Below are 12,574 nucleotides of genomic sequence, written 5' to 3'. Positions count from 1 at the left end.
AGATCGCAGGTGCGTTGTTCAGATTTATTATTATGTTAAGGAAAACATTAAAGTGCTTTCGAATGTCAGCAAATTTATTCATCCATATCTTGAATTTGTCGGTGGTGCAGCCTTCAGCTCTGGGCACATAGTCCATGACTTGGGTGTACCAAAATCTGAGTTTTTTGAAACTCACCTCAGCGGCTTTGTTCCGATAGCAATGACGTTGACTTCCGTATTGATGTTTGTGCTGGCGTTAATCGTAGGTGCTGCTTACACGTTAGGGCGATTTAAGGGCGCAATCATAGCGCTTTGTGTGCTCCTTGCCCCTGGCATACTCAACGTGATTGGGTTTTTCCCAGACTTTCAATACGGCACACACAGCTCTTCTGCGGGTGGCGTGGGTGTGATCGGAAGCGTTATGGCGCTCATTCCATTATTGGTGATGGTCACTGCATTGGGGTGGTCAATCACGATATTGCTGTACGATACTCTAAAATTAAGTGATAGGTTTCATCATTATTATGACCATTTTTGGTTTTTGACGGCGCTGGCCGCTGCCGTTTTCTTTGTGGCAGATACGACGGCAATGAGTAATGCGCAAAGTCTTAAAGATACTTCGCGGGTAGTCCAGGACTCAAGTCGTTATCTTCTTCAGCAAATCCGCCGTTACCAAGACTATTGTCGAGTCAATGGTTTGGATGCTACCAAGTCTTGTCAGTGGAGCAATTATTCTCAGTGGACAATTGGGCAGCTCGCTGAGTATGGCCCAGTACTTTTTGAAGAGTTTGGGCCCAAAACCAGTCGGGAATTTTTCCAGCCATCAAGGACGGAGAATCTGTCTGATGAGGACATTCTGGTCATCCGTCGTGAGCTGTTGGACTATAACCAGAAAATTTGTCCTGTAAAACAGTTGTCTAAAGCTGCTGCTCAGTACGCTCAGCCATCGGACAGTTGTGAATCACCTCCATTTGATTACTGCTCCATGTGGCCGGACGGCCCCGAGGGTTTCGTTGACCGCTACATCTCCCAGCGCCCAGTGGCGATTGCTAACGAGTGCATCATCCCCAACTTGGTATGGCTGAAGTCTAGAATGCCGGGATTGCTTGCTGATGACCGTGAAGCGAGTCTGATGAAGAATTACCGGTGGGTTTACTTCTTATTTATTGCGTTGGCTGTTGGTGGAAAAATAGCGATTTCGAGCACAAAATTGGTTGACTTTAAGAAAAGGGAGCGAGCGGTTGTCGTCAAGGCGCTGTGGCGTCTTACGACTATCCCTTTATCATTCGTCTGGAAGGCGTTTAAATTCAGTCTGTCCATTATTTGTTATTGGGGCAGGGCGGCGAAGGCGAAATATCAAGCTCGCAGGGCATCTGCTGATGCATGACGCGCCCTAGCTGGTAGGCGGAGAGGTATTGCTGAGTCGTCTGGCTTGCGTGCCCCCTACCATTGATTAGGGCAGGACGAACAATGTGCAGGCCAGGCCCTCGCTCCAGCATGGTGGTTTCAGCGCCTGCGCTGCTAGAGCTGCTTCGCAGAAGGTGCCAGTGGGTGGTCCCTAGGTTGGTTGCCTCGCGGTTTTCCATCCGGTTGCTTTGGCTGCGGTTCCATTTTGCTGAGGGTCGCAGCCCGCTTGGCCTCCGTGATGATGGTGTATTTGACGGAAGCGTCATCGGCAGCCTCAAAAGTTTTTTTGTTTTTTACAGGAGCGTAGTTTTTATGCCGAGTCAGCAGTTTACTTATTTGTTGAGTGAGGAAGTCGATAGGATCGATGCTATTTTCAATGAATCGACTGAGTACGAACGAAATAAGGTGGATTGTCCGGAGATTGAATTTCCGGGGCTGGCAGTTGTGGCGTCCCGCTCCATTGCGTTGAGGCGTGAAGTCCTTGCCTGGCTTATTGGGTGGACGTTAAAAAATACTTTCTTTTTCAATGCTGATGATAAGGGAAAGGCGGTAGTGGTCATCGCCAACCATAACCCTGCTGTTCTGCTGCGGCAGTTACTAGCGTTACAAGGGGGATTGGAATTTTCCGTCATTGATCAGGTGGTTATGGCAGATGAGGATTGGCCAAAGCTGACGCATGCAGTCAATATGCTGGACGGACAGGAAGGCCCCGCTAAAGAAGCGGTCGATGGTGAGCCACCTTTCTCTCCAGACCCTGAGGCGAAGCTGAGGTGGAGAAACGGCGTTATACGCCTGACTGAGTTGAAGCAGATAATTAATGCACAACTGCCTGGTTCCAGTGTGGTGGTTGAAAATTATCACCTGGTCACGGATGTGGGGAACCATGCCGAGGCGCTTCGAGACCTGAGAAATACCGCCGCCGAAGCCGGCGTTTACCTCTACATCGGCGGTGGCATGACTCATTGGCACGAGGTTCGGGAAAAACGTTACGTGTACCTGTCAGATTTGGCCGAGTCGTTGACTGAGGCAGTGAATGTAGCTGATCTGATCACCATGGTGTATCCGGGCACCAATGAAACCCAGATGTGCATTTTCGATCCACGGTATAGCACGCCATACCGAGGGGGTCTTTTTCTGCCTGACCTGTGATGCGTAGTGGGGAGGGCGGGCGATGGGCCCGGATGCCAGGAGGGTGAGGCCAGGGCCTAGGTGTACGACCTAGCGCTTGATGTGAATACAGTCAGGAACGTTGTACAGGGAGGATAATTGCTTACTACGTCCGAGATATCGGCCTCAGAAGATCTGAGAGACTTCTGCCTGCGTGACCGTTGCAAACAGGGGTACAGCCCGAAGGCGAAGAACTTTGCAGTCCTGCGGGACGGTGTGGAGGTAGGGCTGCTTATTTATGAAGATTGGAAGGAGCCTCAGGGCTACATCTACGAGATTTTCGTGCTTCCTGCATTCAGGGGGGAAGGAGTAGGGGCCTGGATGCTTAAGCAGGCTGAGCGGCTTGCCCGTGAACTTGGTTGCACGAGTGTCAAACTGGAGCCGAGTTCGTTGGATCGTGAGCAATATACCAACGACGCCTTGATCAAGTGGTATGAGCGGAAAGGCTACGTGCAGTGCGACCTAGAACGCTCAAAATGGATCAAGAGCCTTTCACACCTGTAGCTTACGACGCTTGGGCCAGTGATATCCGAGCGTACAGGTGAATTGCATCAATGGCATGCCCGCATTCATCCATGGTTTAAAGGCGCCAGTGCGCGGCTTAATAGGGTATTTAGGATTGCTCGCGAATCTGCATGCAATCGAAAAAATCATCAGTGGAGTAGCCAAGACTACAGTTGGCGTCGAACCGCTCGTTGATTTTAGTGAGGGTCATCCGTTGAGCTTCGTGAGGGGCGGTTGGTAAGAAGGCCCCACCTGGTTCGCTGTGCATGAAGAAATCTCCTAGCTTTGCACCGCAGTGCTCGCAGTGATTCATCCAGTAACGGCTGCCAGCCATTTTGCTGTAGGCCAGCTTGAAATTACTGGTAAAACGATGGATCTGCTTGGTGACCAATGGGGAAAGGCTGTCGACGTTGGAGACCGTCCCGCGATATCCACGACGCTTCCACTCCCCGAGATTACTGGTGAGTTCAAAATCTTCGTCTTCATCCACGTAGTAATCGAATTCCTCGTGTTGTTCGGGCAGCTTGAACGAAAACACGCGGGTTAGGTTCGAGCACCCCCAGCAGTCTGAAATCGACTCGATGACATAGTAGTAGGGCGCTCTGACATAGAACTCTGGACCGTGCACCAAGTCCTCCAGCGGGGTGACCGGCAGCCAACGGGTCAGTGGGCCTACCTGCACCCCCTCGGGGATGTACCAGGTCTTCTGGGACGGGTCCCATCGGGCACCGAGTGATTTCGCCTCATCCTTCTCTGAGAATGGGACAGCGAGATTGATCCGTTCCATGGCTGTATCCAAACGTAGTGATTGCGTCCTTTCGCTTGTGAGAGCTGGAGGCTAGGCCGGGAGGCGCGCGCTCTTCTTCCGACATGAGTGCCAGGTCTCGCGACCATTCAGTTCCATCCCGTTCAGCACATTTAGCGATGCCTGGAGTGGTCCGATTGCAGCATCAGGTGCCGTACATTTGTGACCCTACCACAGTTGGGGCACACCTGATGTTGGCCTGGCGCGATCCTTAGCTGAAAAGCTAGGATTAGCTGTACAGCTAATGTTGGGTTTTTAGCTAAGGATATGAATCCTTTTTGCATGTGGGGGGGCAGCGCCGCCGCTATGCCATGGCCTGTTACCTTGTAAGCCAGTGAAAGAAGGCAATCGCCGACAGCGTCAGAAATTTCGACCTGTGGAGGATGCGTGATCTCTGTTCGGAGGGCGTTGAACACTCCTCACATCATTGCCCTGATTTATTGTTGCAAAGCCGCTACGCGGAAGCGCCAGCGGGTGAAGTGCAGGGTTTTTCGAATTCTCTAGCGACGGCCTGAAGTAACCAGTCATCTTTTCAGGTCTTCATTATCGCTACTCAGGGCGTGCTCGCGAATGGTATTTCGTGTGGCGGCGTCGATGCGTGGCACCCGCACAGGTGGTCCTGGTGAGCGGGTGACGGTCGCCCTCGACTCCACGGTGTATAGATCGAAAATTCAGAAATGGATCATTGGTGTCTATCGGGCTACCTGATGAATTCTATAAGAAAACATAATTTCCAATTTGCTTTTGAGAACCGGATCATGGACGGGAGGCTGTCAAAAAGGTCTTTGCGTAATATGTAGTGTTTTACATTGCTAGTAAAAATTTGAATCTTCGCCTCCGTCAGTGATGGGGCAAAATTCTGAGCTATTGCAGGCGCAATGCTGGTAAAAATTGCCGAACTTAACTGTATCGCAACGTCCTGCTTAATATGGCATGCACTCCGGTTATCGAAGGTAAACGTCCCAAGGTATTCCGTCTGGCTCTCGGGGATGAAGCTTCTAGTGATCGGCCTACAGGTGTAATGCGACGAGACGGCAGAATTGATGGCAATCTTGTTCTCATGTTTTTTTTCTTCGACTGGTTGAACACATACTCTCCGTCGTAGTGCGTCCGGTACCCATGATTTTAGTCGCCGAGGCCGAAGGGCAGACCCAATTTTAGGTACCCTTTCTATTTGGCGTGGTCGTTGGCATTGGACGTCTCGCCCGGTATGTCAAGTCGTGTAATCGTTAAATATAGAGTGGGGCGGTCCACCCTGTGAGGTGGAGCGGTTTTCGAACTCTTCTTGTGCTTGATTTAGGCGTCTGGCTTGAAAAAAGAACCGTGTGTGGTCTTTGGTCATTGCGGTTATTTCAGAGCATACCTAAACTGAGCTGAGAGCTGGACACTGATAAACGCGTGTGGCCAGCTCTCTGTTCTTGATCAGATATCCAGGTAAGTCACACCTACGCCTAGCACAGGATATACTTGCTGTGCCGGATTAGTGACCGGCGACTTCGAAGGACCGGTCAGCTTGAACGTGAAGCTGCTTTCGCTTTCTGCGGACGTCACAGTCGACGTGTAGGTATTCACGCTACCGCCACCCAGCGAAATAAACCCGAATAGACTGACGCTAAAAGATGTGTGGGTTTTTTGCCAGGACTGGAAATCGCTATAACTGCCGTTCGTGACTGTAACACTGATCTCCGGATAACCACTGAGCACGATAGTGGAAGGGTAGCCGAAGTTTTCGGGAATCGCTCCGCCAATGAATGCAAAGCCGCTCGGTGCCGCACTACCGAGTTGAGTATTGGTATAAGCCTGCTTGACGATAGACTCGCTAAACCAGCCGGTCGCGCTGCCGTCAGCTGCTACGGCGGATAATCCTTGAGGAATAGACGAAATCGCTGGGGTTGCAACGATGTTCGGATATGTAACAGTCACACTCATGGTTGCAGATGAACCACACTGCGAAGCTATATCACCCGACACGGTCGTGCTGGCGTTGAAAGATAAAAATTCACCAACGCTGATCCCTGCTTGGCCACTGTAGCTGACGTTCCAGCTGCTATCGGAAGTTGCCTGAGCTTTGAAGGCGGCATCTATTGAGTTTTGCTGGAGGCTTGGATCCTGGGGGATTGGTGGAGAGACGGTATAGGCGGGTAGTGTCGGATTGTTCGGCTGATTTGCTTGAGCATTGAAGACCGTTATGCCGCCATTATTGGCGGTCGGGGTAAGCAGGTTGCGTTTCATCGCGCCAATTTGCATATTGGCGAGGTTTGCTTGATCGGTGAGCGCAGTACCCTGCCCGAGGGCGACCAAGTATTCCGTTGCCAGCGGCAGTACCGTACCGGCATTTGCAGGTGCATTTGCGAGAAGCGTGGAAAGCGACGCGGTATTCTGCATCTGCGTGTTGGTGAAGGGGCCTTTGCTCCCTGCCCACTTCGATCCCATCACATAGTCGATGATAAAGTTTATCTCGGTGGAGGGTCCATATGCAGGGTACGCATTCATCGCTGTGGTTGCGTTGGCATAGTCATTTGCAGTGGGCGTACCGAAAGTCGTGTTGAACGCTGCAACCAGGGCAGCCGACTGAGTCGACGCGGCGTTTTGGCTAGCCTGAAGTGCCTTTTGATCTGCAACACTGAACTGATAATAAATCCCTTGGATGAAGCTTTGGTAGGCCACATTGAACGAGTTCTCATTCCCCATAGAAACCATATGGTTGGCATCAGCGACAGTCATGGCCGCTGAGATCCAATTGTAACTGGCCCCGTTGACTTGGGTGGTTTGCCCGTTCGAGTAGCTCCAGTTGAAATCGCCCATCCCATTGTTGCGCAATGAGAAGATTTGGCAGTCGAGCTGTTTGCCCAGCGTTTCTTGAGCACTTGCGCTCACCATTTGAAGATAACCGTTTACTGCGGCCATCTGATCACCAACGTCTTGGTCGGCCTGTGCGGTTTCGAATTTATGTACGATAGGTTGGTTCATTTGTATGCCTCGTTCGGTGCATTGGTTTAAAGGCGGATAGCCGTCGTGGACGGTTTGCGCCTTATGAAAGAACACTAGCTGGAAACGATTTTATTCTGAAAATGCGCTTTGGCGCATATCTGAAACAACAAATGCAACTATTGCACGGCTGTATTGTATGCCCAAGCTTCACGAGTAAAGCTTTAGGCCAAAAGCGACTTCATTATGGGGTAAGTACTTCAAGTTGCTATGTGGCTTTGAGTTAAGTTGTCCAGCAGAAACTTTATCCGGCAAGCTTGACGGTATACTTTGATGGGCCTATGTTGGCTTTAACTTCAAAGGTGGAGTCATTGTGGTGGTTAGAATCGCTATAGTAGAGTTTGTCACCCACATTGTAATGCCCGATTTGGGGAGGTGGCGCAACAAGGATCATAGTTCCAATTGATCCAGCAGGGACCGTTACGTTAGGGTCAACTTTATCGAATTGTATCTGATCAACCGCAGCTGCTAGCTTTGCTGGCTGATTGCTAGTGTGTACTACGCCTCCTTTCACAACTTTCATCGAGGAACTCTCCTTAGTTGGTTTGATTTGATGCTGCTTGCACACGCATTCAAGCGATTTTTCCAAATTGGCTTTAATCGCCTTCCGTTGTGTTAGTGGTTGTCGCAATAGGGGCGCATTAGTCGCCAAGCGACACAGGGAAGCGCTGTAGAATATGAGAGTGTAAGAGGTGCGTCGAGAAGATATGTTGCAAACTTGATACTTTTCATACGTACTCCCTTACGCCTGAATCCCTGAGGTTTGGATCCTAGACTAAGCGCGGTAGCAAATCAATGGCCACTGATGCCTTTTTTAGGGGGGGGGGATGCAGTGGGTAGTACGCTTTAAGCATATTGATCGGCCAGGATAGTAATCACCCTAAACGAGGCATATTCATCAGCATTATATATTTTAAAACAACGACCTATAGAGCGGGTTTCCTAAATTAATTAATTTTGACGTATCGTAGAACCGTTGGATTTTGCCACCAAAATTGACCGGCAGAACCTCAGCTTACGGATTTTTCTAAGCCATCCTTAGGGGCGGCTTTGATCAATTTTCTGCGTGGCTTTGGCGTGTCAAAAAATCGCCGTGGCCGAGTGCCATTTGCTCAGGGTGACCGATGAATTGTGTGTGGAGGGCGTTTTCGCCTACCCTTTCCGACGTTTATCGCATTTTCACTGATCGCTCACGATCCGCCTAAGCCCTGTAATGGATTGACTGATCCCGGACTGCGTACGTTTTTTGCTCGGCTAGGCCAGCGCAGCTCGGCAGTTACTGCGCGTAGCTGAACCGTAGCCGTCGGGATGGAGGGGCGGCCCCTAGCTCAGCGTGTGTAACAGCGTGCTTGTAGGCGGCCTGACGCAGGGCGTGCAGTACTAAATTTGGCTGCTCAACTACATTGTAAGGCTGGCTTCGCCATAGCCTGTACGTCTCAACTACATTGGCGCTTCAGGATATGGTGAGGTGATATAAAAACGGCGCCATCACTGGCGCCGTCATCATTTTTACTTTTTGATCAGGATCGTTTTCGGGTTGGTGAAGAGCAACCGACCTTCATGGCCACCTTCCGTGCCCAAGCCGGATTGCTTCTGGCCACCGAATGGAATGTCGACACCCTGAGTGTGGATCTCGTTTACCCAAACCATGCCGCTCTCGATGCGATTTGCCACGGCTACAGCCGCCTGGGTATCACGTCCCCAAACAGAGCCGCCCAAGCCGTATGGACTTGCGTTGGTGCGCTCGATCACATCGTCAACGTCGTCATAAGCGAGGATCGGCACGATTGGGCCAAACTGCTCTTCCTGGACGATCATCGACTCCTCTGGCGGATTGTCGACCACGGTCACTGGGATGAAGTAACCAGGGCGGCTCTCATCGACTTCACCGCCCAGAGCGACTTTGTAGCCCTTTGCCTTGATGTCATCGAGGAAGCCGCGAAGCTTGTCGAACTGCATTTTGTTCTGAACAGGGCCGACCTTGGTTTCAGGGTCAAACCCGTCACCCAGCGTTTGAAGGCGTGCGTAATTTACAAAGGCCTCGACGAACGCAGCATGGAACGAGCTGTGTACGTAAAGGCGCTTCACGCCTACACACCATTGGCCAGAGTTGCCTACCGCACCCCAGAACAACTGAGGGATGATCGAGTCCCAATCAGCGTCTGGCAGCACGATGGCTGCGTCGTTGCCGCCCATTTCCAGGGTAAGGCGTTTCACGCTGGCTGCTGCTGAGCGAATCACATGCTTGCCGGTTTCGGTGGAGCCGGTGAAGCTGATCTTGGCGATATCCGGGTGCGCCGTCATCTGTGGGCCAAGCTCGTTGCCACCAGCCACTACCGAGACAACGCCAGCTGGGAAGATGGATTGTGCGATCTGGCCGAAGCGCAGAGACGTCAGCGGCGTGAATGGCGATGGTTTGATCACGATGGTATTGCCGGTCAGCAGGGCAGGGGCCACTTTCCACAAGGCCATCAGCACCGGGAAATTCCATGGTGTGATTGCCCCAACAACGCCGAGCGGGGTGTGGTGAAGTTCGACCACATGATTGTCGTTTTCCTCAACGATCTCTACCGGAATGCGCCGAACAGCAGTTTGGCGAATCCACTGGATTGCTAGATCGACTTCACGCTGGGCTCCAGTCTTCAGTGGCTTGCCTTGCTCCAAGGTGAGCAATCGAGCCAAGTCTTCGCGGTGCATCTCCAGCGCCGCTGCATATTCCAGCAGGTATTTCTCGCGCCCGTCATAGCCCAGAGCGGCCCAGGGCTTAAATGCAGCTTTTGCCGCAGCAATAGCCTGGTCCAGCTGGACGCCAGTCGCATTCGGCGCGTGGGCAAAAACTTCGCCGGTAGCTGGGTTAAAGACTGGTGTGAACTCCGTAGCCTCAATCAGCTCCCCGGCGATGGAGAGGTAATAGGGGCCGGTGAACAGCGGTGAAAATTGAGTCGACATAAAATAACTGGACCGCTTCGCGAAAGTTGCCAGGGGCTGGCTAGGTCGGGCCGGGGCGGCGGCGGCGGCGGGAGTTCATGCAGCTATATGAAAATTTGCCCTATTAGAAAATTCCTTCGTCGAATAGCTCAAGATGACTATCGATTAGATGATTTCGAGTATCACTGAGCTTGAACCTATGATGGCTAGCTTCCATCCCATCGCGTAAAGCAAAGCCCATGCATTTGCGTACTATTAGCCAGAATGTCTTTTCGTTTGCAGGAGTTTGGCGGGAGATCAACTCAATGTTGTCAAATAACTTTATGAAGCAGTCTGCCATCTTGGAGATGAATTCAGGGTTTTGCCTGGTGTGTCGATTCTTGAAAAGGAAATCTATGTCTGAATGGAAGTGATGTATGTGCGTCTTGTCAGGGCGAGAATGACTGGTGTTGATCACCTTTTGCACGTTGATCAATATCGAAGCAAGGGCGTTGTCTATGTCTAATAAGGAAGTTTCTCTTAGAGAATCCTCTACGTCATAGCGTTTTGAGACTTGGTCTTCTGGAGGAAGCCTGGTAATACTGTGCCCGTCCCATCCGCCATCAATGGTGGTTGTCCTGCTTTTAGCCCATCCCTCTATCCGGTCGAACCATTTTGAGTCGTTCGAGTACACTGCTCTCTGGGAAGCCCAAAGTATGAAATCCACAACTTGAGACCCAGGATTGCTTTTGTCGGAAGTTTCAAATTTTACATCGGGATAGTATTTGACGATGAATGGAGCTAAAAAGCAGTTTTGGCTCAATCCTCTCCATAGGTCCGGCCACCACTTCTCAAGAAGCTTTTGCACGTTTAACCCATTTCTGCCCTCAAAGATAAATGTCAGCTCTCGTGATTTTGAGAATAAGCCGACGACTGCAAGCTTTGATGCTAGGTCGTAAATTTCTTCAGTGTCAGAGAAGTTGTGTTTGTTTACGTGAAAAATATGCGATTTAAAATTGCCTTTTATGTGCTTGTTTATGGCGTTGCAGAGATGAGAGTGAGCGTTCTTGCTATCATCTGCGGCGTGAAAAAAACCTCTCTCCAGGGTCCTGTCGTCCATCGCTTTTTGAGGCTCCAAAAAACGATCAGGATCTTTCCTGAGGTTTTCGAGTGCCTCTTCTATAATTTCTCGGTCGATGCGCTTTTCAGTTATTAGGCTCGCATAACCGCTGAAAGCGCCTTCTCCAAACTCCGTCTCATCCAGATATACGAACATCTCGTGCTTCCTTAGCCTAAGGCAAAGAGATTGTGTCTGCTGTATTACTCAGGGGAGGCTATATTGCCGTACGTAAGCCCTCACCAGCCAACTGATGGCACCTTTCGTGCTATGCCGGTCTGGTTGGCGCAGTCCCAGGTCAGTGCTCACTGGTAGGTACCCCACGCGTAACACTACTCCCAAGGGAGGTCTACAGGGCTATCGAAAGATTGTCCGCTGCTCGTCTCCGCATGGCTAGATCTATACTCGGTAGCCGCTAGACTATTTCGTTGAATTGACTTGTTGAACTCAATGGCTGCTGGCAGGTGGCTAGGGTCGAGATAGGCCGCTTCACCAAGCAATCCTGCCAATTTGTACTCAAGTTCCTTTTTTGAAAACCCGTGAGTGCCTTTGCCGCTCGTAATCGCGGTCCTAATTAGCCTCATTTTCCTGTGTCGGGCGTTCGGTACTCGAATAACTCCATCATGGATAACGACCCCAGTGATATGAGCAGCTTTCCCATTTTCGAATACTTTAGTTTTGTTGCTGGCAACAACGTGTCCATACGCAGCGATAGTTTGTTCAATCTGCCACATAAAGCCATCGCTAATTTTGTCACCTGAGAACGTCAAGTCGTCAACGTAGCAGGTGAACGTTAAATTGTGGGCTTCTGCTATTTTGTTTATGACGTCAAAAAGGTTTCTGTTTGCGTAGAATGAAATTAATGGGCTGAGGGGACTGCCAGTAGGTAGGCAATTGTCAAACGTGATGAGGTCCGCGTATAAGTTGGCGACATCACCAGGTGCCTTCAGAGCTTCCTTGAAAAAATTGAATACCTTTGATTTTGAAGTGGAACCGAAGAAATTCCGAATGTCCAGCGTGGCTATGCTGTTTTTCCCAAGGTGCGACTCGGCGTTTACTTTATAAGACGTACCTTTCAGCGCAAATTGCATGTACTCAGGGACACGTACACACCTTAGAAGCTTCAAAATTCGCTCATGAATCACCATAAGGCGAGGCGATGGCTTCTGCACCTGTCGAGCTTTGGGTGGCTTGCCAGTCTTGAAGGGGTCTGGCTCTGGTATTAGCTGGAATTGGCGGTAATCGCCAATACACTCTCTTAACTCTGTGAGTTCAATTGAGAATAGCGAGGCTAACTTAAATTTGGTCGATGTGTTGTATAACGCGCTTTGGCAAATGTCGTAGGATTTACGTTCCCGCTTAAGTGTTTTTTTTCGTTTTTGCCTCATTTTTATTTTCCACCCATTCCAAGATGTTTATTACCTTTTTTGCAATGCTGGTTCGTAGCTTGGATGTTGGTTTAGGGGTGTCCATATTCTCAGAGAAAAAAAGTATGGAGGATAACGGTATCTCAAAGTGATCGCTGTACTTGGTGAGCAGCTCAATCGTAGGCTGCTTTTTTCCTGACTCAATCTCTGATAAATATGAGTTTGAGATGCCAAGCTCCTTACAAAGCTCGGTCTGAGACAAGTCATGGTAAGTGCGAATCAAGCGTAGCGCCTGGTTCAACATCATAGGGCTCCTTTACGGGTGACAACAGC

General features: G+C 50.4%; 10 protein-coding genes. 3 read left to right on the top strand and 7 right to left on the bottom strand.

Annotation, left to right across the window (positions count from 1 at the left end; translation table 11 throughout):
• Positions 1–52 precede the first annotated feature (52 nt).
• The 3 genes from QBK88_RS02240 (at position 53) to QBK88_RS02230 (ending at position 3,057) form a co-directional block, all read left to right on the top strand.
• The gene (locus QBK88_RS02240; RefSeq protein ID WP_277960748.1) at positions 53–1,366 is read left to right on the top strand and encodes a hypothetical protein; all 1,314 of its coding nucleotides are present in this window, start codon (positions 53–55) and stop codon (positions 1,364–1,366) included.
• A 332-nt stretch (positions 1,367–1,698) separates the two neighbouring features.
• Positions 1,699–2,535, top strand: a complete 837-nt coding sequence (locus QBK88_RS02235) for a hypothetical protein (RefSeq protein WP_277960747.1) — start codon at positions 1,699–1,701, stop codon at positions 2,533–2,535.
• Positions 2,536–2,652: 117 nt separating this feature from the next.
• Positions 2,653–3,057, top strand: coding sequence for a GNAT family N-acetyltransferase (locus QBK88_RS02230; protein WP_277960746.1), 405 nt, complete (start codon positions 2,653–2,655; stop codon positions 3,055–3,057).
• A 109-nt stretch (positions 3,058–3,166) separates the two neighbouring features.
• On the opposite strand, the gene QBK88_RS02225 is transcribed toward QBK88_RS02230, so the two are convergent.
• The 7 genes from QBK88_RS02225 to QBK88_RS02195 all read right to left on the bottom strand — a co-directional run bounded on the left by QBK88_RS02225 (position 3,167) and on the right by QBK88_RS02195 (position 12,548).
• On the bottom strand, positions 3,167–3,844 hold the full coding sequence (locus QBK88_RS02225) for a DUF5710 domain-containing protein (RefSeq protein WP_277960745.1): 678 nt from the start codon (positions 3,842–3,844) through the stop codon (positions 3,167–3,169).
• A gap of 1,440 nt (positions 3,845–5,284) precedes the next feature.
• The gene (locus tag QBK88_RS02220) at positions 5,285–6,832 is read right to left on the bottom strand and encodes a hypothetical protein (RefSeq protein ID WP_277960744.1); all 1,548 of its coding nucleotides are present in this window, start codon (positions 6,830–6,832) and stop codon (positions 5,285–5,287) included.
• 262 nt (positions 6,833–7,094) lie between these two features.
• Entirely contained in the window at positions 7,095–7,373 is a 279-nt protein-coding gene (locus QBK88_RS02215) for a hypothetical protein (protein ID WP_277960743.1), read from the bottom strand.
• Between the two features lie 986 nt (positions 7,374–8,359).
• Positions 8,360–9,799: an aldehyde dehydrogenase family protein gene (locus tag QBK88_RS02210; protein ID WP_277960742.1), complete on the bottom strand. Its 1,440-nt coding sequence runs from the start codon at positions 9,797–9,799 to the stop codon at positions 8,360–8,362.
• A 103-nt stretch (positions 9,800–9,902) separates the two neighbouring features.
• Positions 9,903–11,033, bottom strand: a complete 1,131-nt coding sequence (locus tag QBK88_RS02205) for a DUF3800 domain-containing protein (protein ID WP_277960741.1) — start codon at positions 11,031–11,033, stop codon at positions 9,903–9,905.
• A gap of 173 nt (positions 11,034–11,206) precedes the next feature.
• Complete coding sequence (locus QBK88_RS02200; protein ID WP_277960740.1) at positions 11,207–12,262, bottom strand: reverse transcriptase family protein; 1,056 nt, start codon at positions 12,260–12,262, stop codon at positions 11,207–11,209.
• On the bottom strand, positions 12,234–12,548 hold the full coding sequence (locus tag QBK88_RS02195; RefSeq protein WP_277960739.1) for a helix-turn-helix domain-containing protein: 315 nt from the start codon (positions 12,546–12,548) through the stop codon (positions 12,234–12,236). Before QBK88_RS02195 ends, QBK88_RS02200 begins: the two co-directional genes overlap by 29 nt.
• Positions 12,549–12,574 lie beyond the last annotated feature (26 nt).

It is taken from the genome of Pseudomonas sp. RIT-To-2, from assembly GCF_029623465.1.
GTDB lineage: Bacteria > Pseudomonadota > Gammaproteobacteria > Pseudomonadales > Pseudomonadaceae > Aquipseudomonas > Aquipseudomonas silvicola.
The sequence above is the reverse complement of the archived record's forward strand: the minus strand, read 5'-3'. Positions and strand labels throughout refer to the sequence as shown.